25 protein-coding genes are annotated in these 25,272 nt (G+C 72.6%); 5 read left to right on the top strand and 20 right to left on the bottom strand.

The window, feature by feature from the left end; genetic code table 11:
* Window positions 1-38: 38 nt before the first annotated feature.
* A complete protein-coding gene (locus tag L7N97_RS03620) occupies window positions 39-1,070 on the top strand; it encodes a CobW family GTP-binding protein (protein ID WP_237477006.1) in 1,032 nt (343 codons plus the stop codon).
* Window positions 1,071-1,091: 21 nt separating this feature from the next.
* On the opposite strand, the gene L7N97_RS03625 is transcribed toward L7N97_RS03620, so the two are convergent.
* From L7N97_RS03625 to infC, 4 genes are all read right to left on the bottom strand, one after another.
* Window positions 1,092-2,534 carry a sensor histidine kinase gene (locus L7N97_RS03625; RefSeq protein WP_237477007.1) on the bottom strand — a complete coding sequence of 481 codons (1,443 nt, stop codon included), beginning with the start codon at window positions 2,532-2,534 and terminating at the stop codon, window positions 1,092-1,094.
* Window positions 2,518-3,201 carry a response regulator transcription factor gene (locus tag L7N97_RS03630; protein ID WP_237477008.1) on the bottom strand — a complete coding sequence of 228 codons (684 nt, stop codon included), beginning with the start codon at window positions 3,199-3,201 and terminating at the stop codon, window positions 2,518-2,520. Before L7N97_RS03630 ends, L7N97_RS03625 begins: the two co-directional genes overlap by 17 nt.
* Before the next feature lie 173 nt (window positions 3,202-3,374).
* Window positions 3,375-4,886: a Do family serine endopeptidase gene (locus L7N97_RS03635; RefSeq protein WP_237477009.1), complete on the bottom strand. Its 1,512-nt coding sequence runs from the start codon at window positions 4,884-4,886 to the stop codon at window positions 3,375-3,377.
* Window positions 4,887-5,088: 202 nt separating this feature from the next.
* Window positions 5,089-5,616 (bottom strand): translation initiation factor IF-3, encoded by a 528-nt coding sequence (infC, locus tag L7N97_RS03640; protein ID WP_237477010.1) that lies wholly within the window; start codon window positions 5,614-5,616, stop codon window positions 5,089-5,091.
* Window positions 5,617-5,979: 363 nt separating this feature from the next.
* Here infC and L7N97_RS03645 point away from each other — a divergent pair, with 363 nt between their 5' ends.
* Entirely contained in the window at window positions 5,980-6,318 is a 339-nt protein-coding gene (locus L7N97_RS03645) for a response regulator (protein WP_237477011.1), read from the top strand.
* 12 nt (window positions 6,319-6,330) lie between these two features.
* On the opposite strand, the gene L7N97_RS03650 is transcribed toward L7N97_RS03645, so the two are convergent.
* Window positions 6,331-6,702: a response regulator gene (locus tag L7N97_RS03650; RefSeq protein WP_237477012.1), complete on the bottom strand. Its 372-nt coding sequence runs from the start codon at window positions 6,700-6,702 to the stop codon at window positions 6,331-6,333.
* A gap of 228 nt (window positions 6,703-6,930) precedes the next feature.
* Here L7N97_RS03650 and hmuQ point away from each other — a divergent pair, with 228 nt between their 5' ends.
* Window positions 6,931-7,266, top strand: a complete 336-nt coding sequence (gene hmuQ, locus L7N97_RS03655) for a heme-degrading protein HmuQ (protein WP_237477013.1) — start codon at window positions 6,931-6,933, stop codon at window positions 7,264-7,266.
* Window positions 7,267-7,421: 155 nt separating this feature from the next.
* Window positions 7,422-7,931, top strand: coding sequence for a hypothetical protein (locus L7N97_RS03660; protein WP_237477014.1), 510 nt, complete (start codon window positions 7,422-7,424; stop codon window positions 7,929-7,931).
* Window positions 7,932-7,970: 39 nt separating this feature from the next.
* Here the strand turns inward: L7N97_RS03660 and L7N97_RS03665 are convergent, their stop codons facing one another.
* The 7 genes from L7N97_RS03665 to L7N97_RS03695 all read right to left on the bottom strand — a co-directional run bounded on the left by L7N97_RS03665 (window position 7,971) and on the right by L7N97_RS03695 (window position 14,906).
* On the bottom strand, window positions 7,971-10,334 hold the full coding sequence (locus L7N97_RS03665; protein WP_237482026.1) for an efflux RND transporter permease subunit: 2,364 nt from the start codon (window positions 10,332-10,334) through the stop codon (window positions 7,971-7,973).
* A 94-nt stretch (window positions 10,335-10,428) separates the two neighbouring features.
* Window positions 10,429-10,995, bottom strand: a complete 567-nt coding sequence (locus tag L7N97_RS03670) for an HNH endonuclease (protein WP_237477015.1) — start codon at window positions 10,993-10,995, stop codon at window positions 10,429-10,431.
* Complete coding sequence (locus tag L7N97_RS03675; protein ID WP_237477016.1) at window positions 10,995-11,186, bottom strand: hypothetical protein; 192 nt, start codon at window positions 11,184-11,186, stop codon at window positions 10,995-10,997. The genes L7N97_RS03670 and L7N97_RS03675 overlap by 1 nt, the downstream gene beginning before the upstream one ends.
* Window positions 11,187-11,359: 173 nt before the next feature.
* The gene (locus L7N97_RS03680) at window positions 11,360-12,241 is read right to left on the bottom strand and encodes a 3-hydroxybutyryl-CoA dehydrogenase (protein WP_237477017.1); all 882 of its coding nucleotides are present in this window, start codon (window positions 12,239-12,241) and stop codon (window positions 11,360-11,362) included.
* A gap of 136 nt (window positions 12,242-12,377) precedes the next feature.
* Entirely contained in the window at window positions 12,378-13,337 is a 960-nt protein-coding gene (locus L7N97_RS03685) for an electron transfer flavoprotein subunit alpha/FixB family protein (protein ID WP_237477018.1), read from the bottom strand.
* The gene (locus L7N97_RS03690) at window positions 13,334-14,083 is read right to left on the bottom strand and encodes an electron transfer flavoprotein subunit beta/FixA family protein (protein WP_237477019.1); all 750 of its coding nucleotides are present in this window, start codon (window positions 14,081-14,083) and stop codon (window positions 13,334-13,336) included. Before L7N97_RS03690 ends, L7N97_RS03685 begins: the two co-directional genes overlap by 4 nt.
* 73 nt (window positions 14,084-14,156) lie before the next feature.
* A complete protein-coding gene (locus tag L7N97_RS03695; protein WP_237477020.1) occupies window positions 14,157-14,906 on the bottom strand; it encodes an aldolase/citrate lyase family protein in 750 nt (249 codons plus the stop codon).
* 113 nt (window positions 14,907-15,019) lie between these two features.
* Between L7N97_RS03695 and L7N97_RS03700 the strand changes: the two genes are divergently transcribed.
* Window positions 15,020-16,327: an O-antigen ligase family protein gene (locus L7N97_RS03700; protein WP_237477021.1), complete on the top strand. Its 1,308-nt coding sequence runs from the start codon at window positions 15,020-15,022 to the stop codon at window positions 16,325-16,327.
* Window positions 16,328-16,342: 15 nt separating this feature from the next.
* On the opposite strand, the gene L7N97_RS03705 is transcribed toward L7N97_RS03700, so the two are convergent.
* The 8 genes from L7N97_RS03705 to L7N97_RS03740 form a co-directional block, all read right to left on the bottom strand.
* The gene (locus tag L7N97_RS03705) at window positions 16,343-18,778 is read right to left on the bottom strand and encodes a PAS domain-containing protein (RefSeq protein ID WP_237477022.1); all 2,436 of its coding nucleotides are present in this window, start codon (window positions 18,776-18,778) and stop codon (window positions 16,343-16,345) included.
* Window positions 18,779-18,880: 102 nt separating this feature from the next.
* Complete coding sequence (locus L7N97_RS03710; protein WP_237477023.1) at window positions 18,881-20,167, bottom strand: MSMEG_0569 family flavin-dependent oxidoreductase; 1,287 nt, start codon at window positions 20,165-20,167, stop codon at window positions 18,881-18,883.
* Window positions 20,164-20,451 (bottom strand): MSMEG_0570 family nitrogen starvation response protein, encoded by a 288-nt coding sequence (locus L7N97_RS03715; RefSeq protein ID WP_237477024.1) that lies wholly within the window; start codon window positions 20,449-20,451, stop codon window positions 20,164-20,166. Before L7N97_RS03715 ends, L7N97_RS03710 begins: the two co-directional genes overlap by 4 nt.
* On the bottom strand, window positions 20,444-21,634 hold the full coding sequence (locus L7N97_RS03720) for an MSMEG_0565 family glycosyltransferase (protein ID WP_237477025.1): 1,191 nt from the start codon (window positions 21,632-21,634) through the stop codon (window positions 20,444-20,446). The genes L7N97_RS03715 and L7N97_RS03720 overlap by 8 nt, the downstream gene beginning before the upstream one ends.
* Entirely contained in the window at window positions 21,631-22,602 is a 972-nt protein-coding gene (locus L7N97_RS03725) for a sll0787 family AIR synthase-like protein (RefSeq protein WP_237477026.1), read from the bottom strand. Before L7N97_RS03725 ends, L7N97_RS03720 begins: the two co-directional genes overlap by 4 nt.
* Complete coding sequence (locus L7N97_RS03730) at window positions 22,602-23,144, bottom strand: MSMEG_0567/Sll0786 family nitrogen starvation N-acetyltransferase (RefSeq protein WP_237477027.1); 543 nt, start codon at window positions 23,142-23,144, stop codon at window positions 22,602-22,604. The genes L7N97_RS03725 and L7N97_RS03730 overlap by 1 nt, the downstream gene beginning before the upstream one ends.
* Complete coding sequence (locus tag L7N97_RS03735) at window positions 23,141-24,289, bottom strand: MSMEG_0568 family radical SAM protein (protein WP_342398946.1); 1,149 nt, start codon at window positions 24,287-24,289, stop codon at window positions 23,141-23,143. The genes L7N97_RS03730 and L7N97_RS03735 overlap by 4 nt, the downstream gene beginning before the upstream one ends.
* Window positions 24,195-25,256: a Nit6803 family nitrilase gene (locus tag L7N97_RS03740; RefSeq protein WP_237477028.1), complete on the bottom strand. Its 1,062-nt coding sequence runs from the start codon at window positions 25,254-25,256 to the stop codon at window positions 24,195-24,197. The genes L7N97_RS03735 and L7N97_RS03740 overlap by 95 nt, the downstream gene beginning before the upstream one ends.
* Window positions 25,257-25,272 lie beyond the last annotated feature (16 nt).

Here is a 25,272-nt window from a genome sequence, read left to right on the forward strand (position 1 = left end):
AGCAGGATGCCGGCACGCCCGCGCCTTCGGAGTTCCCCATGGACAAGATCCCCGTCACCGTGCTCACCGGCTACCTCGGGGCCGGCAAGACGACCCTGCTGAACCGCATCCTGACGGAAGAGCACGGCCGGAAATACGCCGTCATCGTCAACGAGTTCGGCGAGATCGGCATCGACAACGACCTCGTGGTGGGCGCCGACGAGGAAGTGTTCGAAATGAACAACGGCTGCATCTGCTGCACCGTGCGCGGCGACCTGATCCGCATCCTCGAAGGCCTGATGAAGCGCCGCGGCAAGTTCGACGCGGTCATCGTCGAGACCACCGGCCTCGCCGACCCGGCGCCCGTGGCGCAGACCTTCTTCGTCGACCAGGAGGTGCAGGACAACGCCCGCCTCGACGCCGTGGTGACGGTCGCCGATGCCAAGTGGCTCAGCGACCGCCTGAAGGACGCCCCCGAGGCCAAGAACCAGATCGCCTTCGCGGACGTGATCGTGCTCAACAAGATCGACACGGTCGAGCCCGCCAAGCTGCGCGAGGTCGAGGCCCGCATCCGCGCCATCAACCCCTACGCCAAGCTGCACAAGGCCGAGCGCTGCGCCGTGCCGCTCGACGCGGTGCTGGGGCGCAACGCCTTCGACCTCGACCGCATCCTGGAGATCGAGCCCGACTTCCTCCAGGAGGACGACCACGATCACCATGATCATGGCCACGATCACGGGCACGATCACCACCACGGCCACCATCACCACGGCGGCCTGAAGCACTACCACGACGAGGACATGCAGTCGGTCGCCATCGCGCACGACGGCGACGTCGACGCGCAGAAGTTCATGCCCTGGCTGAACGACCTCGTGCAGCGCGAGGGCGGCAAGATCCTGCGCTCGAAGGGCATCCTGGCCTTCAAGGGCGAGCCCAAGCGCTTCGTGTTCCAGGGCGTGCACATGATGCTCGACGGCGACGTGCAGCGCGACTGGAAGCCGGACGAGAAGCGCCTGTCCAAGGTGGTGTTCATCGGGCGCGACCTGCCCGAGCGGGAGATCCGCGAGGGCTTCCAGGCCTGCCTGGTCTGAACCGCGGAGCGGCGGGCGCCCTCACGGGGGTCCGCCGTGCTCCAGCAGGGCGGGCTGGGCCGCGCGGGGAGGCTCCGCCTTCCGCGCCGCCGCCGGCAGGCTCATCACGGCGCGCAGCCCCGGCCCGTTGTCCGACAGGTGCAGCTCACCGCCGTGCAGCCGCGCGATGGCGGCGGCCAGGGACAGGCCGAGGCCCGAGCCCGGCAGCGACCGCGAGCCTTCGAGCCTGACGAAGCGGTCGAGCACGCGGGCGCGGTCGGCGGCGGGGATGCCGCGCCCGCGGTCCGCCACCGCGATCTCGACGCGGTCGCCCGCGCGCCGCGCCGACACGGCGACCTCGGACGCGCCGCCCTCCTCCGCCGTGCCGTATTTCAGCGCGTTGTCGATGAGGTTGGCGACCCCCTGCCCGAGCAGCTCGCGGTTGAGCAGCACCGCGAGCCCGGGATCGACCTCCGCCGAGAAGCGGACGCCCTCCTCCTCGGCCGAGGGCTCGTAGAGTTCGGCCACGTCCGCCACCACGGCGCCGGCGTCCCCCTCGGTCAGCGAGTCGCGGCCCGCGCCGGCCTCGGCCCGCGCGATCATCAGGAGCGCGTTGAACACGGCGATCAGCCCGTCCGCCTCGGCGATGACCTTCTCCAGCGCGGCGCGCTGGCGGTCCGCGTCGCAGTCGGCGCGCAGGGCCTCCTCGGCGCCGTTGCGCAGCCGCGTGAGCGGGGTGCGGAGGTCGTGGGCGATGTTGTCCGACACCTCGCGCAGACCCGTCATCAGCCCCGCGATGCGGGCGATCATGGCGTTGAGGTTGGCGGCCAGGCGGTCGAGCTCGTCGCCGGTGCCGCCGAGCGGCAGGCGGCGCGACAGGTCGCCCTCCATGATGGTGCGGGCGCTGGCGTTCATGGCGTCGACGCGGCGCAGGATGCGGAACGACATCACGAGGCCGCCGACCAGCCCCACCAGCATCACCCAGAACAGCGAGGTGAACAGCGCGTGGATCATCACGTCGCGCAGGTTCTCGCGCTCCTCCAGGTCGCGGCCGACGAGGAGGCGGAAGCCGCTCGGCAGCAGCAGCACCTGGGCCAGCGCGAGGTGCGACGCCCGCCGCTCGCTGTGGCGCTCGTAGGTGATCTCGATCAGGCCGGGATGGTCGATGACCCCTGGCGGCAGGGCGGCGACGTTGCCGGCCAGCGGCTCGCCGGCGTAGTTGGTCACGAGGTAGAGCGAGGCGCCGGGCTGCTCGGTGCGGCGCTCCACCGCCGTGATGAGCTGGCGGATGCCGCCCGTGTCATATTGCTCGGCGAGCCCGTTGGTTTCGGCCTGGATGGTCTGGCCGATCTGCCCGTCTAGGAGCTGGTTGACGTCCCAGTCGATGCCGCCGAGCACGACGCCGGCCCCGACCGCGAAGATGACCAGATAGGCCAGCGACAGCCGGAAGGCCGTCGTGCGGAACAGCTTACCGACGATCGTCACGGATCATGTACCCGGCACCCCGCACCGTGTGGAGGAGCGGCGCCTCCGAGCCCCTGTCGATCTTGGAGCGGAGCCGCGAGATGTGGACGTCGATGACGTTGGTCTGCGGGTCGAAGTGATAGTCCCACACGTGTTCGAGGAGCATGGTGCGGGTGACCACCTGGCCGGCGTTGCGCATGAGGTATTCGAGCAGCCGGAACTCGCGCGGCTGCACGGGGATGTCCTTGCCGTTGCGGGACACCTTGTGGGCGAGGCGGTCGAGCTCGAGGGAGCCGACCCGGTAGAAGGTCGTCTCGCCGGTGTCGAGCGGCTTGCGGCGCGCCAGGATCTCGACGCGCGCGAGCAGCTCCGAGAAGCTGTAGGGCTTGGGGAGGTAGTCGTCGCCGCCGGCGCGCAGGCCCTTCACGCGGTCATCGACCTGGCCCAGCGCCGACAGGATCAGCGCCGGCGTCTCGACCTTCTGGGCGCGCAGGCCGCCGATCAGCGATAGGCCGTCGAGCTTGGGCAGCATGCGGTCGACGACCAGCACCTCGTAGGTCCCGTCCTGCGCCATGGCATAGCCCTGGAGCCCGTCGGCCGCGACGTCGACGGCGTGGCCCGCCTCGCCGAAGGCCTTGACGAGATAGCTCGACGCCTCGGGATCGTCCTCGATCACCAGGATGCGCATGGCGTGGGGGTCCTGAAAACATGGTCGACGAAGGGGATGCCCGGAAGCCGGAGCCGCCGGACGGCCCGCGAACGAAAACGGCAGGCCGGACCTTCGCCCGGCCTGCCGCTCTCACCCCGGGGAGCCCGCGCCCTCGGGGGGCGCTGAGCGCGCGGGAGCCCGGGGAAGCCCGATCAGCCCGCGTTGGTGGTCGACAGTGCCACGTAGCGGACGTTGTCGCCGGTCTTCACGCGGAGCAGAACCGCCTTGTGGCCGTCCTTCTTGGCGTCGGCCAGCGCGGCCGACACGTCGGAGGGCTTGGTCACCGGCTTGCCGGCGGCTTCCAGGATCACGTCGCCGGTCTGCAGGCCCTTCTGGGCCGCGGTGCCGTCCGGATCGATGTCCGCCACCACGACGCCGTTGCTGCCGGCGCCGGCCACCGAGGCGGCCGGAGCGAGCGTCAGGCCGTAGTTCGACAGCTGGGCCTTGTCGTCCTGCGCCTTCGGCATGTCGGCCTTAGCCTGCTGGTCGTTCGGCAGCGTGCCGAGCGTCACGTCCACCTGCTTGGCGCTGCCGTCGTGGAAGACCGTGAGCGCCACTTTCTTGTCCGGGCCGAGGCCGGCGATCTTGCGCGACAACTCCTTGGGTCCGTCGACCGCGTCGTTGTTGACCGCCGTGATGACGTCGCCGGAGCGGATGCCGGCCGCCGCGGCGGGCGAACCCTTCTGCGGCTCGGCGACGAGCGCGCCCTTGGTGTCCTTCAGGCCGAGCGAGTCGGCGATGTCGGCCGTGACGGGCTGGATCTGGATGCCGAGCCAGCCGCGGGCCACCACGCCCTTGTCGCGCAGGTCCTGGATGACGCCCCTGGCGACCTCGGTGGGGATGGCGAAGCCGATGCCGACGCTGCCGCCCGACGGGGAGAAGATGGCGGTGTTGATGCCGACCACCTGGCCTTCCGTGTTGAAGGTCGGGCCACCCGAGTTGCCGCGGTTCACCGGCGCGTCGATCTGCAGGAAGTCGTCGTAGGGGCCGGCGCCGATGTCGCGGCCGCGGGCCGACACGATGCCGGCCGTCACCGTGCCGCCGAGGCCGAACGGGTTGCCGACCGCGATCACCCAGTCGCCGACGCGCGGCACGGTGGGGGCCCACTGGACGAAGGGGTAGTTGTTGCCGCTCTTCACCTTGATGAGGGCGAGGTCAGTCTTCTTGTCGGTGCCGACCACGGTGGCCGGCACGGTCTTGCCGTCCTGGGTCACGACCTCGACGTCGGTGGCGTTCTCGACGACGTGATTGTTGGTGACGATGTAGCCGTCGGCCGAGATGAAGAAGCCGGAGCCCTGGGCCATGCCGACGTGGGGCTTGGGCTTCTGCCCGTTCATGCCGCGCTGCTGGAACTGGTGGAAGAAGCGCTCCAGCGGGTCGCCCTTCGGGATGTTGGGCATGCCCTGCGGGCCGGAATCATCGTCGTCGTTCGACGAGGCGTTCTCGACCATCTTGACCTTGACGGACACGACGGCGGGGCTGACGCGGTCGACCACGTCGGCGAAGGAGCCCGGGGCGATGGTGCTGGGCGCCGGCTGGCCGGCGATCTGGGCCGCGTGGGCGGGAGCGGTGGACAGCAGGTTCGGCGCGGCCACGGTGGCGCCGAGCGCCGTGACGGCCACGGCACCGTAGAGGGCGGTGCGGATGGTCGGACGCTTCGTCATGGGGGGAGGCTCCTGGTCGATCGAGCGGCACGCCCCGGCGCGCCGTCTCCATGGCCAGCAACATGGGGCTCGGCACATTGCCTCGCCATTTCCCGGGGATGAATCTTTAGTAAGGTAGGCGTAAGTCTCGGCGCCGACGTCCAGACGCGAAAAAGGCCGGCGGCGGGCCGGCCTTCGCGCGAGATCCTGGGTGGGAGGTCGCCTAGCGGGGCGACAGCACCATCACCATCTGCCGCCCCTCCATGGAGGGCTCGGACTCCACCTTGGCGATGGTGAGCGTCTCGGTCTTCACCCGGTCGAGCAGGCGGTAGCCGATGTCCTGGTGGGCCATCTCGCGGCCGCGGAACCGCAGGGTCACCTTCACCTTGTCGCCCTCGTCGAAGAACCGCTTCACGGCCTTCATCTTGACGTCGTAGTCGTGCTCGTCGATGCCCGGCCGGAGCTTGATCTCCTTCACCTCGACGACCTTCTGCCGCTTGCGCTGCTCGGCCTGCTTCTTCTGCTCGGTGAAGCGGTGCTTGCCGTAGTCGAGCAGCTTGCACACGGGAGGCGTGGCGTTCGGGACGATCTCGACGAGGTCGAGACCCGCCTCCTCGGCGACTTTCAGCGCTTCCGTGATCTCGGTGACGCCCCGGTTCTGACCCTCGGCATCGATCAGCATCACTTCGCGGACGCGGATGTCACGATTGATCTTTGGCCCATCCTTCTGTGGGACCGGAGCGGCTTTCATGGGGCGGCGAATGGTTCTCTCCTCGGACGGGACATCGGATGGGCGGAAGGATACGACGAAAGGCCCCGCCGCGGACGGGCGACGGGGGGTTCAGTGGATCAAGATCGGCGCCGCGCCCTGAACAGTCAAGCCCGATCGAGCCTCCTTCGCTCCGTCCGGCAGAAGACGATTGACAGCCGCGACGACGCACGAGCCTAGTCGCGGCACGCCACGGGCGGGACGACGTCAAGGCGTCGCGGTGACGGGGCACCGGGGCTGGCTTAAGGCCGGTCTCGACATGCGGCCTCCGGTTCCGGGGAGCGCTCGGATGGGGACGGGTTGATGGTGGACGGCGTGGATCGCGGAAGGCTTCGAGGAAAGAAGGTGCTGATCGTCGAGGACGAGGCGCTGATCGCGATGCTGTTCGAGGACATCCTCGAGGACTCGTCCTGCCAGATCGTCGGCCCCGCCATGAACGTGCGGCAGGCGATCGAACTCGCGACGGCCGCGGAGATCGACGTGGCGGTGCTGGACGTGAACCTCAACGGCGAGTCCAGCTTCCCGGTCGCGGCCCTGCTCGCGGGGCGCGGCGTGCCGCTCGTCTTCTCGAGCGGCTACGGCTCGCAGGGGTTGCCGGCGGAATGGCAGGGTCGGCCGACCCTGCCCAAGCCCTTCACCTCCGACGAGGTGCTCGACACGCTGGCCCGCATCGTCGCGGCCTGAGCACGGAGCGGGTCAACGGGCCCGCGACGCCCCCTGCACGAAGGCGATGACCTCCTCGGCCTTCCACGGCTTCGGCATGAAGCGGGCGTTGCGCGGCAGGCGGTAGGGCCGCTCCAGCGCCACGCCGGAGGTGACGCAGATCGCGATGGTGGGCCAGCGCACCGCCACGAAGGCCGCGAGTTCGACGCCGTTCAGGGGGCCCTTGAGCCTGACGTCCGAGAACATGGCCGCGACCCCGTCGGCGTGCTCCTTGAGATAGTCCAGGGCGGCGTCCACGGAGTCGACCGCCACGGCGGGCAGGCCGGCCTCCTCGACCATCTCCAGCGCCACCTCGGCCAGCAGCGCGTCGTCCTCGACGATCAGAACGACGGACGGCTTCTCCATGGCGACGCCCTTCAAACGCGATCCGCGGACACGCTGTGGCCCGGCTTCGGCGCCGCACTGCACCGTCGGCGGCGGCCGAGGTCCAGAGCTAGCACCTCGGCCCCGCGACCGCCACGGGAAAGCCCGCCCCGGCGCCCCCGGAGCCCTTCACCTCGGCGCGGTCGACACGACATACTGTTCGGCATCGGGCGGCCCCGGGGGCCGGTCGCCGAAACAGGGAGTTTTGCGATGTTCATCGCCATGAACAGGTTCAAGGTCGTCAAGGGCGAGGAGAAGGCCTTCGAGGACCTGTGGCTCAACCGCGAGAGCCACCTCGACACCGTGGCGGGCTTCGTCGAGTTCCACATGCTGAAGGGGCCCGAGCGGGACGACCACACGCTCTACTCGTCGCACACGATCTGGGCCGACCGCGACAGCTTCAGCGCGTGGACGACGTCGCAGCAGTTCCGCTCGGCCCACGGCGGGGCGGGCTCGACGCGCCAGATGTACCTCGGCCATCCGGAGTTCGAGGGCTTCGAGGTGATCCAGACCATCGAGAGCACCAAACGCGCCGCGGCGGAATGAACGGGCGCCGATACAGAACCGATCGGTTCTGTTAGACGTTGACCGACGATATTGTCTTCCGTTCACCGCGACGGAAGACTGCCGCCGGTCGAACCGCGGCGCGAATCACTCGCGCGGCCCGGTTCCCGGTCGGCTCGGGCGGTGTGGGAGTGTCGATGATGCGACTGAACGGTGGAACGATCGGGCTCGCCGGCTCGGCGAAGGCGCTGCCGCTGGCGGCCCTGCTGTGCTCCGCGGCGGCCCCGGCCTTCGCGGCGGGGCCCTTCACGGGCTTCCCCGGCGAATGGACCGGCTCCGGAGACGTCACCATGGCGGACGGCTCGCACGACCGGATCAAGTGCAAGGCGAGCTACTCGACGGGGCCGAGCGGGCAGGCGCTGAACATCAACGTCAACTGCGCCAGCGACAGCTACCGCGTGAACATCATCTCCAACGTCGTGGCTCAGGGGAGCCAGTTCAGCGGCACGTGGCGGGAGACGACGCGCCAGGTCAGCGGCGACGTGACCGGCCGCGTGCCGGGCCCCGGCGAATATCAGGCGAGCCTGAGCGGCACCGGATTCGGCCTCGAGCTCGCGGCGACCAGCAACGGCAAGGTCCAGGCGATCACCATCAACGCCCAGGGCACGGACGTGCAGAGCGTGAGGATCTCGCTCCGCAGGGCCTGAGACCCGCGCCGGGGCTCGGCCCCGGCGCCGACATGCTCCCTATTCCGCCGCGGCGGTGCCGATCTGGCCGCCGCCGAAGCGCCGCGCCGTCTCGACCAGGAACGTCATGGTCGGGCGGAGGATCAGGAAGTCCGCCACCAGAGCCGCCATCATGGCGAAGGCGCTGAGCCAGCCGAAGAGCCGGAGCGACGGCAGGTCCGAGAAGACCGTGACGGCGAGGCCGCAGGCCAGCACCACCGAGGTCAGGATCAGCGCCGGCCCCATCAGCACGGTCGCGCGCTCGACGCCCACCGCCGGATCCTGGTCCGGGTCGTCCTCCTGCCGCAGGCGGTTCAGGAAGTGGATCGTGGCGCTCAGCCCCAGGCCGAACGACACCGTGAGGGCCACCACGCTGACGAACTGCAGCCCCTGCCCGAGCAGCAGCAGCAGCGACCCGGACGCCACCACGGGGAAGATGCCGGGCAGCACGGCCGCCAGCGCCACCACGACGGAGCGGAACGCCAGGCCGATGAACACGGCGACGAGCAGGAATTCCAGCGTCAGGCCGCGGTTGAGCTTGTCGATCATGCTGGCGCTGTTGCGCGCCGCGATCACGGCGAGGCCCGTCACGGCGATCCCGTAGCCGGGGTATTCCGCCCGGACGGCGTTCAGGCTGCCGTCGAGGTCGTCGACGACGGGCAGGAGCTGGCTCGCGTCCTTGTCGGGGATGCGGCCCGACACCAGCACGGCATCCCCCTTCTCGTCGATGAAGCGGTGGACGAGGTATTTCGGCAGGTAGCCGACGTAGCGCTGGAGCGTGGCGGCGCTGTCGTCCCCGGCCTTGGCGGCGAGCCAGCGGCGCAGCGTCTCGAGGGACCACACGTTGCCGAGGCCGGCCTGCTTCTCCACCGTCCGGTGGACGGCGGCGATGACTCCCAGCGTTTCGGGCGAGTACAGCGACTGGCCGGGCGGGAGCTCGATCAGCACGTCGACCGGGTTGGCGCCCGTCAGCTCCTTGTCGAGCTTGCCGCTGGCCTGCACGGCCTGCTCCTTGTCGGGCACCTGCTCGGCGAGCCGGTAGCTCGGCTGGAGGTGCGCGTAGGCGAAGGCGAGCCCCGCCACCACCACCACGCCCATGGCGCTGTAGAGGCCGGGGTGGCTCACCATGCGCTCGGCCACGAAGGCGCAGAAGCGCCGGAGCGCCTGCACGCCGGCGTCCGAGCCCCGCGACGCGACGGTCAGCCGGTCGACGTTGCGCACCAGCAGCAGCCCCAGGAGCGGCACCAGGATCAGCACCGCGAGCAGCGCGATGCAGGTCGAGATCAGGCCCGCCTCGCCGAAGGTGCGGATGAGGTCGGACTTCGTGAACAGCAGCGCCGTGAAGGACAGCGCCGCGGTGGCGTGGGTGAGCACGCAGGCCGGGCCGACGACCAGCACCGCGTTGCGGAAGGCGTCCCGCTTGGATTCGCCCGCCATCAGCCTGTCGCGCGCTGCGAAGGTGAGCTGCATCGAATCCGAGAAGGAGATCACCATGATGAGCGGCGTCATCACGTTGAGGAACATGTTGAGGCGGAAGTCGAGCCAGCCGAGCGTGCCGAGCGCCAACAGGATCGCGATCAGCGGCGGGCCGGCCGCCACCACCATGAAGGACACCCGGCGGAAGAACAGGATGGCGATGAGGCAGCCCGCGGCGAAGCCCACGGCGTTGTAGAGCACGCGGTCGCGCTCGACCGCGTCGCGGATCTCGAGCTGCATCACGGGCACGCCCGAGAGCTCGCCCTGGAGGTCCGTGCCGGCGAGGTCGTCGCGGACGCTCTTCCGGATCTCCGCGATCGTGGGACCGTAGTGCCCCTGGTTCTTCGGGTCGAGCGACAGCACGATCAGGGCGAGGTGCCCGTCCTCGGACAGGAGCTTGCCCTTGATGATGTCGTTGGTCTTCACGCGGTCGATCAGGGCGTCGTAGGCGGCCCCTTCCGGCAGCGGATCGGGGAACAGCGCCGGCGGCACCGTGTGGCCGGGCTCCGGCGCCTGCCGGGCCGAGAACAGCGAGATGATGCCGGTCGTGCCGTCCACGAGCTGCAGGTCGGTGACGAGGCTCCGCAGGTGGTCGAGCGGCTCGCGGGCCAGGAGGTCGTTCCCGGTCACGACGACGAGCACGTCGAACTCGTTCGACGGGAAGCGCCGCGTCACGTCCTCGTATTGGCGGAACTCCGGCGTGTCGGAGCGGAACAGCTGGCTCAGGGAGTCGTCGACCTGGAGCCGCGTCACCCCGAAGCCCGCCGCCACGGCCAGCGCCAGCAGCAGGAGCGTCGCCAGCACGGGATGACGCAGGCCGAGCAGGCCGATGCGCTCCGCCCCGAAGGCGATGTTGACCCTGCGGCGGCGGTGCGCCGGGGGCAGGCCCGTGGGTGGGATCGCGTTCAGGGCGTGGCTCCTGCTGAGGCGTCGGTCGGCGCAGCGTCGGGGGCGCCCGCGGCCTTTTGGAGGCGGGGGCGCCCGACGCCGATCCTGTGACGGATCAGGGCTCCAGCGTCGAGTCCCAATACAGGTAGTCGAGCCACGTTTCGTGCAGGTTGTCGGGGATCGGCTGCCGGCGGGCGATGCTGTCGAGCTGCACGGGCGTCGGTTCGAACGGCATGCGGCGCAGGCTGAGGCCCGACTGCTTCAGCGTCTTGTCGGCCTTCTGCAGGTTATGCTTGGCGCAGCAGGTGACGATGTTGGTCCAGCAGGTCGTTCCGCCCCTGGCGCGGGGCACGACGTGGTCGAACGTCAGGTTCGTGCTTTCCTCGCGCTTGTCGCAATATTGACAGCGGAAGCTGTCGCGCAGGAAGACGTGGTACCGCGTGAAGGAGATGCGGTTCCGCTTGTGGTATTTCTTGAGGCTGATGACGGAGGGGATGCGGAAGGATTGGGTGGCCGAGTGGACCTCGACGTCGTAGCTCGACACCTGATGCACCCGCCCCTGGAGCACCGCCACCAGGGCGTCCTGCCAGGCCCAGACGGAAAGGGGCCCCCAACTCAGGGGCTGCATGTCGGCGTTGAGCACAAGGGTGCAGAGTTCGGGAGTGGACCTATGGAAACCCATCAACTGCCCTCCCCGGCGCTGACCGTGGTGGCCTTGAGCAGTTTCGCCGAACCCGCGAGGCTCGCGAGGCGGTGGTCCGGTCGGTCGGGCGGGTCGGAGGCCGGGGGATCGAAGCGGTCGAGCCATGACCCCGCGCGGCCCACGGCGCGGGTCCCTCGATCGTCAGCCGTGAGGTTCGTGTGGAGAACCATCGTCGCTGCGCCTGTAGCTACGCCCCAGCCCTTCCGGGGCGGCGTGGCGACAGTCTACATGCGCGATGACACGATTGTGAAGCCCCGCCCCCGAGCGGCACGCGGTCGCGAGCGGGGGCAACCCACAGGTTCGTGGGCGCGCCGGCCGCGACGGGGAGTGAGCCTTGGGCCGCTCAGCGGGTCGGGATCGGCGTCTCGCCGCGGTAGTCGTAGAAGCCGCGCTGCGTTTTGCGCCCGAGCCAGCCGGCCTCGACATATTTCACCAGCAGCGGACAGGGGCGGTATTTCGAGTCGGCGAGCCCCTCGTAGAGCACCTGCATGACGGCGAGGCAGGTGTCGAGGCCGATGAAGTCGGCGAGCTGAAGCGGGCCCATCGGGTGGTTGGCGCCGAGCTTCATCGCCGTGTCGATGGCTTCCACGCTGCCCACGCCCTCGTGCAGCACGTAGACCGCCTCGTTGATCATCGGCAGCAGGATGCGGTTGACGATGAAGGCGGGGAAGTCCTCCGACACGGTCGAGGTCTTGCCGAGCCGGTCGATGAAGCCCTTCGCGGCTTCGAAGGTTTCCGGCACGGTCTGGATGCCGCGGATCAGCTCGACGAGCTGCATGCGCGGCACCGGGTTCATGAAGTGGATGCCGATGAAGCGCTCCGGGCGGTCCGTCACGGAGGCGAGCCGGGTGATCGAGATCGACGAGGTGTTGGAGGCCAGGATGGTCGAGGGCTTCAGCGACGCGCAGAGCGTCGAGAAGATCTTGCGCTTGACCACCTCGTTCTCGGTCGCGGCCTCGATCACGAGATCGCAGGCGCCGAGCGCGTCGTAGGAGTCGCCCGTGCTGATGCGCGCCAGCGCCTCGTCGCGGGCCTCCTCGGTCATCCCGCCCTTCTTGACGAGGCGGGTCATGGTGCCGTTGATCGTGGCGAGGCCGGCCTTGAGCCGGTCCGACGACAGGTCGGTCATCACGACGTCGAAGCCGGCCGCGGCGGCCACGTGGGCGATGCCGCTGCCCATCTGGCCCGCGCCGATGACGCCCAGCGTCCTGATCTGTCCGTCCATGCCCCTGCCCACCCGTCGCCTGATGCGGCCGTCGCCCGCGCGGTGGCGGCCGTGATCCACGTTAGCACGCCGACGCGCCCGCGCGGGCTTCCGCGCGCAGGAAAGCGCGCCGGATGCCGCCGGGGTCCGCGATCGCTCAGCCCTCGGCGAGCGCCGCGTCGAGTTCGGGCAGGATGGTGAACAGGTCGCCCACGAGCCCGTAGTCCGCCACCTGGAAGATCGGCGCGTCCTCGTCCTTGTTGATGGCCACGATGACCTTGGAGTCCTTCATGCCCGCCAGGTGCTGGATCGCCCCCGAGATCCCCACCGCGATGTAGAGCTCCGGCGCCACAACCTTGCCGGTCTGCCCCACCTGCCAGTCGTTCGGCGCGAGCCCCGCGTCCACCGCCGCGCGCGAGGCGCCCATCGCCGCCCCGAGCTTGTCCGCGATCGGCTCGAGGTAGGTCTTGAAGTTCTCCGCCTTGCCCATCGCCCGCCCGCCCGACACGATCACCTTGGCCGACGTCAGCTCCGGGCGGTCCGACTTCGCCAGCTCCTCGCCCCCGAACCGCGACAGGTCCGACGCGATCGCGGACGCGTCGATGGCCTCGACCGGCGCCGCAGCGGTGCCGGACGGCGTCGCCGCGAAGGCCGCCGTGCGCACCGTCACGACCTTCACGGGGTCGGCGCTCCGCACCGTCTGGATCGCGTTGCCGGCGTAGATCGGCCGCTCGAACGTGTCGGACGACACAACGCGCGTGATCTCCGACACCTGCATGACGTCGAGCAGCGCCGCGAGCCGCGGCATGACGTTCTTGGCGGCCGCCGTGCCGGGCGCCACGATGGTCTTGTGGTGGTCGGCGAGCCTCACCAGCAGCGCCGCGGCCGGCTCGGCGAGGCCGTGGTCGAGCGCGCCGCCCTCGGCCACGTGCACCTTGCCCACCCCGTCGAGCTGCGCCGCCGCCCGCGCGGCCTCTGCGGCCCCGCGGCCGGTCACCAGCACGTGCACGGCGTCGCCGGCCGCCGCGTCGGCGATCTGCTTCGCCGCCGTCAGCGCCCGCGCCGTCACCTCGTTGAGCACGCCGTCCTTCTGTTCGGCCAGCACGAGAACCGTCATCGGATCACCCCCGTCTCACGCAGCTTGCCCACGAGCTCGGCCACCGAGCCCACCTTGGCGCCGCCCTGGCGCGGCGGCGGCTCCACGGTCTTCAGCACGGCGAGGCGCGGCGTCACGTCCACGCCGAAGTCGTCGGGCGTCCGGGCGTCGACCGGCTTCTTCTTGGCCTTCATGATGTTGGGCAGCGACGCGTAGCGCGGCTCGTTGAGCCGCAGGTCGGTGGTCACCACCGCGGGCAGCCTCAGCGTCACGGTCTGGGCGCCGCCGTCCACCTCGCGGGTGACCTCGGCCTCGCCCGCGCCGAGCACGAGCCGGGACGCGAAGGTGCCCTGGCCCCAGCCGAGCAGCGCGGCCAGCATCTGGCCGGTCTGGTTGCAGTCGTCGTCGATGGCCTGCTTGCCCATGATCACGACGCCCGGCTCCTCGGCCCTGCACACGGCAGCGAGGACCTTGGCGACCGCGAGCGGCTCGGGCGGAGCGTCGGTCTTGACGTGGATGCCGCGGTCGGCCCCCATGGCGAGGCCGGTGCGCAGCGTCTCGACCGCCTGCGCGGGGCCGATCGACACCACCACGACCTCGCTGGCCCTGCCGGCCTCCTTCTGGCGCAGCGCTTCCTCGACCGCGATCTCGTCGAAGGGGTTCATCGCCATCTTGACGTTGGCCAGGTCCACGCCCGAGCCGTCCGGCTTCACCCGGATCTTCACGTTGTAGTCGACCACCCGCTTGACGGGCACCAGGATCTTCATCGCGCGGCTGTTCCGTGAACGGGGACGTCCGGCGCGTCGCCGCGGCGGCCCTGCTCCCCTCAGGCCCCGATAGCTAAGGGCGGGTTCCGGCATAGTCAACGCGCGCGGGCGCGCCCTGCCCGGCGCGGGGGACGGCTGCCGCTGCCGTGGCGATCTCGTCGGGCCGCCGCACGACGCAACCCGCGAACCCGTCGCGCCGCGCGGCCGCGCAGCCGGCGGCGAGGCCGCCGCCGGGCAGGCCCCGATCGATGGCCGGCACGCCGGCCGCCGCGGCCGCGAGGAGCAGGAGATCGCGCGCGTGCCGCACCGGGGACGCGCCAGCGCCGACGCCCAGCGCCGACGCCAGGGCCGCGGGATCCCACAGGAGGGCGAGCAGGCGCGGCGTCGCGCCGGGCAGCGTGCCGAGCGCGAGGACGCCCGCTGCGGTGTCGGCCGGCGCCGCGGCGATGCGGGTGGAGCCCGCGGCGAGGCCGTGCTCGGCCTCGCGGACCGCGAGCTTGGCGGCGAGGTGCTGCAGGTCGCGCGTTCCCACGGCGCCGGGCAGCAGCACGGCGCCGGGCGCTCCGGCCATGACGGCGTCGAGGTCGGCGTCGACGAGCCCGCTCGCCAGGGGGGCGACGCGGACCATCATGGCCGGCGCGCCGCGTCCGGGCACGACGACATCGCGGCGCATCAGCGCGTCCAGCGCCGCCGCCCGCAGCCCCGCGCGGTCGCCCGACCCGTGCGGGTCGCCGAGGTCGAGCGCCACGGCCTCCGCTCCCGACAGCAGCGCGGCGTCGAGGGCTTCGGCGTCGCCGGCGGACAGGAGCAGCAGGGTCTGCATGGGTCGGCTCCTGGCCCGGCGTTGACGCCGGGGGTTGGCGCGGGGCACAGGGGGGCGCCCCCGGCGGCGGTTTCCGAACGGGTCAGCGGCCCGAACCCCGGCACGGAGACACGATGAGCGTCGGCGAACCAGCGGAATCTGCGCCACGGTGGCCGCGGCCCGGCCGCGGCGAGGCCCGGCCGGCCCGCCGACCCGGTCCCGGCGCCGTCGGCCTGCCCGCCGACGCCCCGGCCGCCGCGCGTCGCCTCGCCGGGCTCGCCGCGGCGCTGCTGGGCTTCGTGCTGCCGGTGCTGATGGTGGTGGCCAACAAATCCGCGCCGGCCACGCTGGCCGCGGCGGCGCTGGCCGCCAACGCCGCCGCGCTCCTCGCCGGTCTGGCGCCCGCGCTCCTCGCCCGCTACGCCGGCCTGGTCCGCGCGCCCCCGACCCTGCTGGCGCTCGGCGTCGTGGCGCTGTGCGTCCTCAGCTTCGCCTGGACGGTCGACCCGCACCTCACCCGGCGCGGCCTCGTCGAGGGCCTGCCGGAGCTCCTGTTCGCCTTCGCGCTCGCGGCCGCCTGGCCGCTGGTGGCGGGGCGGGGCGACGCGCGCTGGCTCCTCGCCGGCGTGGCGGCCGCGGGGCTGCTGATCCTGTTCGAGCACCTCGCCGGCATGCCGCTCCACGCGCTCGCGCGGGCGCGCGGCGAAGCCTGGGACCTCAAGCGCAGCGCCGTGCCGCCGCTGCTGCTGCTGTGGCCCGCCGCCGCGCTGCTGTGGCCGGGGCGCCGCTTCGGCGTCCTGGCGATCCTCGCGGCCGCGGTCGGCATCGGGATCGCGGCGTCCCATTCCGGCGCGCCGGGGGCGGCGCTGGCGGCCGGGGCCGCCCTGTCCGCCCTGGCGCTCGCCGCGCCCCGCGCCGCCCTCGGCCTGACCGGCGCGGGCCTCGCCGCGCTGATCGTCGCCGCCCCCTGGACCGGCTCCATCCTCACCCGCGCCCTGCCGCCCGACGCCCGCCAGGAGCTGCGCGAGGAGCACGCCGAGCACCGGCTCGCGATCTGGTCCGCCTTCGAGCACCGCGGCTTCGACCGGCCCTGGCTCGGCCACGGCTTCGACGCGAGCTTCGCCGTCGCCGAGGCGCCGCGGCCGGGCGGCGCGCCGGCCCCGGCCGACAGCAGCCACATCGTCGGCTTCCACCCGCACGACGTCATGCTCCAGTTCTGGATCGAGGGGGGCGCGCTCGGCCTCGCGGCGGCCTCGGTGGCCTTCTGCTTCGCGATGGGGCGGCTCGCGCGGCGGCGGGGGCCGCCGCTGGCGGCGCGGCTCGGGCTGCTCGTCGCTGTGGTGGGCGTGGGCCTCGTGGGCCTGAGCGCCTGGCAGCCCTGGTGGATCGCCTCGGTGGCGGCCGCCCTGCTGTGGTTCGACCACGGCGGACGGCAGGCCTGACCGCGCCGCCGCCCGTCAGCGCCGACGCCGCGCCGCGGTCCACAGCGCGCGCGACAGGGCCTCGACCGAGTAGGGCTTGCGCAGCAGCTCGAACCCCGACGTGCCCTCCTGCGCCAGCACGTGGCTGTAGCCCGAGGTGAGCAGCACCGGCAGGCCGGGATGGCGCGCGGCGACCAGCCGGGCGAAGCTCACCCCGTCCATGCCCGGCATCACCACGTCCGAGAAGACGGCGTCGAACCCGTCGGGATCCCGCTCCAGCGCGTCGAGCCCGGCGGCGGCATCGGCCACCAGCACCGGCCGGTAGCCGAGTTCCGTCAGCGTCCCCACCGCGAAGGCGCCCACCTCGGCGTTGTCCTCGACCACGAGGACGCGGGTGCCGTGGCCCTCGACCGGGCCGGCGCCCGGCTGGGCGTCCGCGGCGCGGCGCCCGGCCGCGCCGACGCGCGGCAGGAACAGCGTGAACGTGGTGCCGCGGCCGGGCGCGCTCTCGACGCCGATGTCGCCGCCCGACTGTTTGGCGAAGCCGAAAACCTGGCTCAGGCCGAGCCCCGTGCCCTGCCCGACCCCCTTGGTGGTGAAGAAGGGTTCGAAGATGCGGTCGAGGTCGGAGGGCGCGATGCCGGACCCGGTGTCGGACAGCGACACGGTCACGACCTCACCCGGCACCGCGGGGTGGCCCCGCAACGCCGGCACCTCGCCCCGGACGCCGACCGCGATGGCGAGCGTCCCCTGCCCGTCCATGGCGTCGCGGGCGTTGACCGCGAGGTTGACCAGGGCCGTGTCGAACTGGCTCGGGTCGGCGCTCACGAAGCAGGGATGATCCGGCGCGCCGAGGTCGATCCGGATGCGCGACCCCGTCAGCGTGCGGAGCATCTCGCGCAGCGCCGACACGCTCTCGACGGCGTCGAACACCTCCGGCTGGAGCGGCTGCCGGCGCGCGAAGGCGAGCAGCTGGCCCGTCAGCCGGGCGGCGCGGCCCGCCGTGTCCGCGATGGCCTCGACGTAGCGGCGGCGGCGCTCCTCGGGCAGGTTCGGCCGCTTGAGGAGGTCCACGGACGAGCGGATCACGGTGAGCAGGTTGTTGAAGTCGTGCGCCACGCCGCCGGTGAGCTGGCCCACGGCCTCCATCTTCTGCGACTGGCGCAGCGCTTCCTCGGCGGCGCGGTGCTCGGTCACGTCGCGCGCGCAGAACAGGACCAGCGGGTCACCGTCGGCGTCGGGCCCGATCGGCGCCACCGCGACGCTGATCGCCAGCCGGGCCCCGGAGCCGTAGTCGCGCAGCGCCTCGTAGCGCTGCGTTTCCCCCGTGCGGAGGCAGTCGCGCGAGCGCTGCTCGATCGCCTCGGCCATGGCGGCGTCGACTATCTCGGCCGGCCTGCGCCCGACCACGGCGGCGCGCTCCAGGCCGTAGAGGCGCAGCGTCGCCGCGTTGGCGTCGACGTATTCGAACCGCCCGTCGGGGCGGCACCGCAGCACGAGGAGCATCTCCGGGGACGCGTCGAAGGTGGCGCGGAACCGCGCCTCGCTGCGGGCGAGGTCGCGGGTGCGCTCCGCGACGGCGCGCTCGAGCCTGTCGTTGGCGTCGCGCAGCAGCGCTTCCGCGTCCTTGCGGTCCGTGACGTCGACCGCGCAGATGTAGAGCCCGTCCACCAGGCCGTCGTCGGTCAGGCGGGGCAGGTAGCGGAGGTCGGCGACGCGGCGGCGGCCGTCGGGGTGCGGCCAGTCGAGTTCGAGGCGCGCCGGCACGCCCGCGAGCGCCCGCTCGAAGGCGCCGCGCCGCAGCTCGAAGCTCGGCGCGTCGACGATGTCGCGCACCGACCGCCCGATCATCCCCTCGGGGCACAGGCCGAACCAGTCTTGGTAGGCGCGGTTGGCGTACCGATACGTGAGGTCGCGGTCGACGAAGGCGATCAGCACCGGCAGGGCGTCGGTGACGAGGCGCAGCTCGGCCTCGCGCTCGCGCTGCGCCCGCGTCGCCAACACGTGGTCGGTGGTCTCGTTGGTGATGCAGAGGAGGCCGCGCACGGCGCCGTCGCGGTCGCGCAGCGGCGAATAGGAGAAGGTCCACCACGTCCGCTCGGGCTCGCCGCGCCGCGCCATGACGACCGGCATGTCGACGTGCCGGCTGGCGCGGCCCGCGAGCGCGTCCAGGGCGAAGGGCCGCACGGCCGGCCAGGCGTCGGGCCAGAGCTCCGGCAGCGTGGTGCCGAGCGCCACCGGCAGCCGCGGCCCGAGCACAGGGCGGTAGGCGTCGTTGAAGAAGAAGTGCAGCTCCGGCCCCCAGGCCAGGTACATGCTCTCGGGCGAGTCGAGGATGAGGTCCACGGCCGTGCGCAGCGCCGCGGGCCAGGTGTCGGGCGGCCCGATCCGCGTTCGCGACCAGTCGAAGGCGCGCATCTCCGCCGCCGTGGTGCCGCCCGCGTGGGGGAAGGCGGGCCGCTCAGGCGTCACGGCGGGTCGGGAAGGGCTGCGGCGGGATCGGCACCCTCGACCAATACCAGGGACGAGCGCGGCGTGACCATGCCTTTCCGCAGGGTCAGCGTCCTGTCCGGGTCAGCGCCGCCCCATTGCGGGGCGCAGCCGCGCGAACTCGGCCGGCACCGTCCGCTCCACGATGGCGTCGACGACGTGCTCGGCGTCCTCGGCGATGCGGGAGAAGCGGCCCGAGCCCCAGGAGTTCAGCCAGGGCAGGCCGACCATCATCAACCCCGGCACCGGGGTCACGCCGCGCTCGTGGTCGGGCTCCCCCGCGCCATTGAAGCAGGGCAGGTCGACCCAGCTCCAGTCCGACCGGAAGCCCGTGCCCCACACCACGGAGGTCACGCCGGCCTCGGCGAGGTCGAGCGCGAGGGGCTCGACCTCCGGTTCCCAGGCCGGCGCGTAGGCGGGCTCCTCCGGCGCGTCGATGCCGGCCGTCGCGATGTGGCCGTCGATGAGGCGGCGGATGCCGAGATACACCTCGTCGGCGGCGTCGAGCCGGGCGCGGAGGTCCGGCGCGAAGCGCAGCGCCGCGCCGCGCACCTCGGCGAGGCGGCCGTAGAGGCGCATGCCTTCGGCGGCGAAGCGGCGCAGGTCGATCTCGCGGCCGCCGCCGCGGCCCGTCATGTAGTGGTTGGCCTGCCGGCGGACGAGCTTGCCCTTGGGGTGGTCCGCCACCGTCATGGCGTACTGGCCCATCTCGTCGAGCCAGCGGATGGCGTCCTTGCCGCGGTAACGGCGGGGCGAGCGTGGGGCGCTGCCGACCGACAGGTGCACCCGCCGGCCGGCGAGGTGGAGATCCTCGGCGATCTGGCAGCCCGACTGCCCCGTGCCGACGACCAGCACCGCGCCCGGCGGGAGCTGCTCCGGGTTCCTGTACCTCGACGAGTGGACCTGGACGATTTCGCCCGGCAGGCGCTCGGCCAGGAGCGGCACGTTGGGGCGGTGATAGGCGCTCACCGCCAGGACGACGTTGGAGGCCGTGTAGGAGCCCTCGCTCGTCGCCAGCGTGAAGGTGCCGTCCGGCCGGCGCCCGAGCGCCGTCACGTCCACGCCTTCGCGGATCGGCGGCTTCACGGCCGCGGCGAAGCCCTCGACGTAGCGGACGATCTCGTCGCGGGCCATGAAGCCGTCCGGCTCCGGCCCGGCGTAGGGGAAGCCCGGCAGCCGGCACTGCCAGTTCGGCGTGACGAGGCAGAAGCTGTCCCAGCGTTCGGCGCGCCAAGCGTGGCCGATCCGGTGACGCTCGAACACGAGGTGGTCGAGGCCGCGTCGCCTGAGGAAGTGGCTGACCGACAGGCCGGCCTGGCCGCCGCCGATCACGGCCACGGGCAGGTGCGGGACGGGAGCTGGCTCGGTCATTCGTCGAAGGCCTCCACGAGCACGCCGTCGCCGCGCGCGGCCGGCTGGCGCGCCGCGGCGGCCTCGATGGCGCGGATCTGGCCCAGGGCGAGCGAGCAGGGGAAGCCGTAGCGCGCCTTCACGCGGTCGCTGGCGATCAGCAGGGCCGCGCGGGACGCGGCGACGAAGTCCTCGACGGGGTAGCGCCGCCCGGGCACGAGGTGTTCTTTCACGACCAGCGACGGCGAATAACAGCTGTCGCGGGTGCCGTCGGGCCACAGCACGCGGAAGCGCATCTCAGGCATGGGCGGCGACCTTCGGGGGGAGCTGGGCGGCGAGGTGCGCCGCGTAATGGTCGAGGTGGCGGCGCGCGCTGGCGGCCCAGTCAAAGCGCGCCGCGACGGCGTGGCCGCGCGCCGCGTAGGCGGCGCGGCGGCGCGGGTCGATCGCGCGCTCCAGGGCGGCCGCGATCGAGTCCGCGTCGGTCGGCTCCGCCCAGGCGGCGTCGTCGGCGGCGAGGTATTCGGTGAAGGGCGCGATGCGCGACACGGCCGCGGGCGTGCCGCTCGCCATGGCCTCGATGACGCTGAGGCCGAACCCTTCCTGCAACGACGGGAAGGCCAGCGCGTCGGCGATGCGGTAGAGCGCCGGCATCTCGGCCTGCGGCACGGGGCCGGCCAGCACCACGGCGCCGCCGCGGCCCGTGCCGAGGTTCAGCCGCAGCAGCGCCTCGTCGCAGAGCCTCGCATAGGCCGCGTGGTCGAGCACCGAGGCGCCGCCGACGATCGCGAGCTGGGCGCCGGGGTGGCGGGCGCGAAGCTTCGCGAAAGCCTCGATCACCCGCAGCGTGTTCTTGCGCGGCTCCCGACCGCCGACGGCGAGCAGGACCGGGCCCTCGCCGAGGCCGAGCCGGCCGCGCACGGCGGCGTCCGCGGCCTCCGGCCGGGGCGAGAAGACGCCGAGGTCGACGCCGTTCGACACGCGGCCGGCCGCGACGCCGTAGCGCTCGCGCAGGATGTCGACCCAGCCGTCGCTGACGCAGAGGGCCGTGCCGGCCTCGACCACGGCGCGGCGCTGGCGCGCCTCGACGCGCGGATCCGCGAAGTGGTCGAGGTGGTGGACGGTGCGGACGAAGGGCGGGACCAGCCCCGCCCCGTGGAGGTCGGCGAGGGCGCTGCCGCCGATCCCGTCATGGGCGTGGTAGAGGTCGAAGCCGCGGTTCTTCGGGACCGAGAACCAGTCCCAGTAGTCGGCGACGCGCTGCTCCACCATGTCGTGGGTCGAGCGGCTCTCGATGCGGCAGGCCGGCACCGACACGGTGGCGCAGGCGGCGGCGCGGAAGAAGCCGCGGCGGGCCGGATCGGGCGCGTGGACCACGGCCTCGTGGCCGAGCGCCGTGAGGGCCTCCGCCAGCGACAGGCAGTGGCTGACGCCGCCGCGCGGGTTGGTGGAATGGGTCAGGATCGCGATGCGCAGCGGGTGGCTCATGCGCGCGCCCCGCCGCAGCCGATCAGCGGCTCCTCCGCGAAGTCCCACACCGTCGCGGCGTGCCGCCCGTCGGTGATGCGCAACCGGTGCCCCGCCTCGACGCCGCCGATCCGCGCCGCCGCGATCCCCCGCGCGGCGAAGCGCGCCAGCACCGCCGCCGTGTCGCGCGGCGCCACGCTCAGCAGGAAGCCGAAGCTCGGGAAGCTCGCCAGCCAGCGGTGGAAGTCGGCGCCCTCGGGCCGCGGCACGGCGAGGAGGTCGATCGTGCCGCCGACGCCCGAACACTCGAACAGCATGCCGGCCGTGCCGACCGTCCCCGCCATGGAGATGTCCTTGGCGGCGGCGCAGAGCCCGGCTTCCGAGATCTCCGCCAGGAGATCGAGGTCGCCGCGCAGAAGCTCGGCCGGCGCCGTCGTGCTGGCGTCCCAGTTGGTGGACGTGTCGGAGCGGTAGGCGCCGCGCAGGTCGACCGCCATGACGAGGTCGTGGCCGGGCTCCGCGTCGAAGCTCGTCATTAGCCGCGCGGCGCGCCCCAGCACCGCGACCGCGAGGCCGCCGCGCTCCGAGCGCGCGTTGGTGTGGCCGCCGACGACCGGAACGCGGTAGCGCGCGGCGCCGTCGCGCAGGCCCCGCAGAACGGGGGCGGCCGCGGCCCCGTCCGCCGCCCACAGCGCGTCCACCACGGCGACCGGGCGCCCCCCCATGGCGGCGACGTCGCTGAGGTTGACCATCACGCCGCAATAGCCGGCGAACCAGGGCTCGGCCGCCACGAAGCCGTCGATGAAGCCCTCAATGGCGAGGAGGAGCCAGCCATCCCGGTCGGGGATGGCTGCGCAGTCGTCGCCGACCGGGACGGCGGAAGCGGCGTCGAGTCCCAGCGCCGCCACCGCCCCCGCGATGTCGCGCTTGCCGTCCATGCCGCGCGACGCGCGGATGCGACCCGCGAGGTCGTCGACGAAGCGGTCCATCAGGCCGCGACCTTGGCGAGCGCGGTGATGCCGGCGACCGGGTCGGCGAGCGGCGGGTAGCTGGCGAGGTCGGCCTCCATCAGGTGGTGCGGCCGGCCGTGCAGCGCGACCTCCTCCAGGGTGCGCCAGTGGAGCTTGTGGAACAGGGGGGCGTTCTGCGCCTGCACGTGGGCCGTGAAGCGCCGGCAGCCGCGGGCGTGGGCGGAGCACACCGCCACGCGGATCAGCGCCGCGCCGAGCGCGCCGATGCGCCGGTGGTCGGCCGCCACGGCGAGGCGCGAGCCCATCCAGTGGCCCGGCTCGGGCTCGTGGATCCGCACGGTGCCGACCACGTCGCCCGACGTCACGGCCAGCGTCGACACCGCCACGATCGGGATGGCGACCGCGTCGAGCGCGTCGCGGTCGTCGCCCTCGAAGATCCCCTGCTCGTCGCAGAAGACGCGCCTTCGCAGCGCCGCGGCGTCGCGGAACTCCCAGGGGCGGTCGGCGAACTTCACCGTGAAGCTCGGGGCCGTGAAGGGGCGGTCGAAGGGGACGATCATGCGGAGGCCCCCTCGGGCTGGCGCTCGTAGGAGGACAGGGCCGAGCAGGCGCCGCATTTGGCGCAGCCCGCCTTGGCGTCGCCGCTCCGCATGCCGGCGCGGTGCAGCAGGGCGGCGAGCGGACCCAGGATCGCGTGCATGAAGGCCGGGCTCGGCGCGGGGTGGCTCTCGAGCGGCGTGCCCGAGATGGGCACGAAGGGCACCACGAAGGGGTAGACGCCGAGCCCGACCAGCCGCTCGCAGGCCGCGAGCACGTCGGCGGGCGCGTCGCCGAGGCCGGCCAGGATGTAGGTGGACACCTGCCCGCGGCCGAAGACCGGCACGGCCGCCGCGAAGGCGTCCCAGTAGCGCGTGAGCGGCACCGACGCCTTGCCGGGCATGATGCGGGCGCGCACGGCGGGCGTCACGGCCTCGAGGTGCATCCCGAGCGCGTCGATGCCGGCCGCCCGCATGCGCGCGAACCAGCGGTCGTCGTCGGGCGGCTCGCACTGGCCCTGGATGGGCAGGTCGATGGCGGCCTTCACGGCGAAGGCGCTCTCGGCCAGCACTGCGGCGCCGCGGTCGGGCGTCGGCGGCGTGCCGGTGGTCATCACCATGTGCTTCACGCCGTCGAGCAGCACGGCGGCGCGCGCCACCTCGGCGAGCTGCTCGGGCGTCTTGCGCGCCACCGTGCGGCCGGCCGCGAGCGACTGGCCGATGGCGCAGAACTGGCACGTCTTGGTGCGGCTCCCATAGCGGATGCAGGTCTGCAGCACGGTGGTGGCCAGCACGTCGCGCCCGTGCAGCACCGCGATCTTGGGATAGGGCACGCCGTCGAAGGTCTGCAGCTTGTAGAAGCGCGGCTGCACCGGGAAGGCGACGCGGCCGACGCGCACGCCGTCGCGCTCCACCGTGCTCGTGCCGTCGGGGCCCGGCGCCCGCACCACGTAGGGGCTGTCGAAGGCCGACGCGGTGTGGACCGGCACCATCACGGTGCGGCCGTCCACCGTCAGCGCCTTGTGGTCGGACGGGCCGGCGCCGCCGCGGCGGCTCTGCGCGCCCGCGCTAGGGTCATGGAGCCGCACCCCGAAGGACTGCAGCTCGTTGATCAGCAGCTCCGTCGGCAGGACGCCGGGGGTCAGAAGGCTCGGGCTGACGTCGTTCATCGTTTCCCGTGTCCAGGGTCCGGAGGTCGGTCGCCGACGCCCTATGCAGGGGGCGTGCCTGCCGGTCGTCGAGGTTGAGGCTGAGCAGCTCCGGCCGGGCGTAATGGCCGACGGAGTCCATCATGCGCTTGCGCTTGGTGATGAGCTTGAGGTCGAGGTCGGCCACGACCGTGCCCTCGCCCTCGCGCAGGGGCGGCACGAGGTGCACGCCCTCGGGCGACACGATGGCGGTGCAGCAGCCCCCGCGCAGCGCGCCGCGCATGCGGTCGTCGGGCGTGATGCCCTCGATCTGGGCGTCGGTCAGCCAGCCGCAGCCGTTGACCACGAAGCAGCCCGCCTCCAGCGCGTGGTGGCGGACCGTCACCTCCATCTGGTCGGCGAAGATCTGCCCCACCATCGAGCCCGGGAATTGCGCTGCGTGGATCTCCTCGCCCTGCGCCATCAGGCTGTAGCGGGCGAGCGGGTTGTAATGCTCCCAGCAGGCCAGCGCGCCGACGCGGCCCACCGCGGTTCCGGCGACGCGCAGGCCCGAGCCGTCGCCCTGCCCCCAGACCATGCGCTCGTGGAAGGTCGGCGTGATCTTGCGGCGGCGGAGCGCCAGCGTGCCGTCCGCGTCGAAGACGAGCTGGGCGTTGTAGAGCGTGCCGCCGTCCCGCTCGTTGACGCCGAGCACGACCACCATGCCGCGCCGCCGCGCCGCCGAGGCCACGGCGTCGCAGACCGGGCCCGGCACCGCCACGGCCTCGTCGTAGAGGCGCAGGTGCTCGGCACCCGTCGTGGCGGGCGGGTGCACGAAGGAGAAGTACGGGTACCAGGGCACCAGAGTCTCAGGGAAGACGGCGAACGCGACCCCGTCGCGGCCGAGCGCCTCGATCGCGTCCAGCACCTTCTCGACGGTGCCGCCGGGGCGGTCGAGCACCGGGGCCATCTGAACGGCGGCGGCCCGCACGGTCTTTCTGCTGCTCATGCTGGATTTCCGCTGT

Source organism: Lichenibacterium dinghuense, from assembly GCF_021730615.1.
GTDB classification, from domain to species: domain Bacteria; phylum Pseudomonadota; class Alphaproteobacteria; order Rhizobiales; family Beijerinckiaceae; genus Lichenihabitans; species Lichenihabitans dinghuensis.

Excerpts from the sequence above, each read along its gene's own strand:
- L7N97_RS03710 (WP_237477023.1), bottom strand. The coding sequence starts at position 20,167 with ATGACCGAGCCAGCTCCCGTCCCGCACCTGCCCGTGGCCGTGATCGGC.
- L7N97_RS03730 (WP_237477027.1), bottom strand. The coding sequence starts at position 23,144 with ATGATCGTCCCCTTCGACCGCCCCTTCACGGCCCCGAGCTTCACGGTG.
- L7N97_RS03690 (WP_237477019.1), bottom strand. The coding sequence starts at position 14,083 with ATGAAGATCCTGGTGCCCGTCAAGCGGGTGGTCGACTACAACGTGAAG.
- hmuQ (WP_237477013.1), top strand. The coding sequence starts at position 6,931 with ATGTTCATCGCCATGAACAGGTTCAAGGTCGTCAAGGGCGAGGAGAAG.
- L7N97_RS03695 (WP_237477020.1), bottom strand. The coding sequence starts at position 14,906 with ATGCAGACCCTGCTGCTCCTGTCCGCCGGCGACGCCGAAGCCCTCGAC.
- L7N97_RS03740 (WP_237477028.1), bottom strand. The coding sequence starts at position 25,256 with ATGAGCAGCAGAAAGACCGTGCGGGCCGCCGCCGTTCAGATGGCCCCG.
- L7N97_RS03735 (WP_342398946.1), bottom strand. The coding sequence starts at position 24,289 with ATGAACGACGTCAGCCCGAGCCTTCTGACCCCCGGCGTCCTGCCGACG.
- L7N97_RS03635 (WP_237477009.1), bottom strand. The coding sequence starts at position 4,886 with ATGACGAAGCGTCCGACCATCCGCACCGCCCTCTACGGTGCCGTGGCC.
- L7N97_RS03620 (WP_237477006.1), top strand. The coding sequence starts at position 39 with ATGGACAAGATCCCCGTCACCGTGCTCACCGGCTACCTCGGGGCCGGC.
- L7N97_RS03720 (WP_237477025.1), bottom strand. The coding sequence starts at position 21,634 with ATGAGCCACCCGCTGCGCATCGCGATCCTGACCCATTCCACCAACCCG.
- L7N97_RS03675 (WP_237477016.1), bottom strand. The coding sequence starts at position 11,186 with ATGGTTCTCCACACGAACCTCACGGCTGACGATCGAGGGACCCGCGCC.
- L7N97_RS03670 (WP_237477015.1), bottom strand. The coding sequence starts at position 10,995 with ATGGGTTTCCATAGGTCCACTCCCGAACTCTGCACCCTTGTGCTCAAC.
- L7N97_RS03685 (WP_237477018.1), bottom strand. The coding sequence starts at position 13,337 with ATGACGGTTCTCGTGCTGGCCGAACAGAAGGACGGCGTGCTCAACGAG.
- L7N97_RS03680 (WP_237477017.1), bottom strand. The coding sequence starts at position 12,241 with ATGGACGGACAGATCAGGACGCTGGGCGTCATCGGCGCGGGCCAGATG.
- L7N97_RS03630 (WP_237477008.1), bottom strand. The coding sequence starts at position 3,201 with ATGCGCATCCTGGTGATCGAGGACGATCCCGAGGCGTCGAGCTATCTC.
- infC (WP_237477010.1), bottom strand. The coding sequence starts at position 5,616 with ATGAAAGCCGCTCCGGTCCCACAGAAGGATGGGCCAAAGATCAATCGT.
- L7N97_RS03700 (WP_237477021.1), top strand. The coding sequence starts at position 15,020 with ATGAGCGTCGGCGAACCAGCGGAATCTGCGCCACGGTGGCCGCGGCCC.
- L7N97_RS03660 (WP_237477014.1), top strand. The coding sequence starts at position 7,422 with ATGATGCGACTGAACGGTGGAACGATCGGGCTCGCCGGCTCGGCGAAG.
- L7N97_RS03715 (WP_237477024.1), bottom strand. The coding sequence starts at position 20,451 with ATGCCTGAGATGCGCTTCCGCGTGCTGTGGCCCGACGGCACCCGCGAC.
- L7N97_RS03725 (WP_237477026.1), bottom strand. The coding sequence starts at position 22,602 with ATGGACCGCTTCGTCGACGACCTCGCGGGTCGCATCCGCGCGTCGCGC.
- L7N97_RS03650 (WP_237477012.1), bottom strand. The coding sequence starts at position 6,702 with ATGGAGAAGCCGTCCGTCGTTCTGATCGTCGAGGACGACGCGCTGCTG.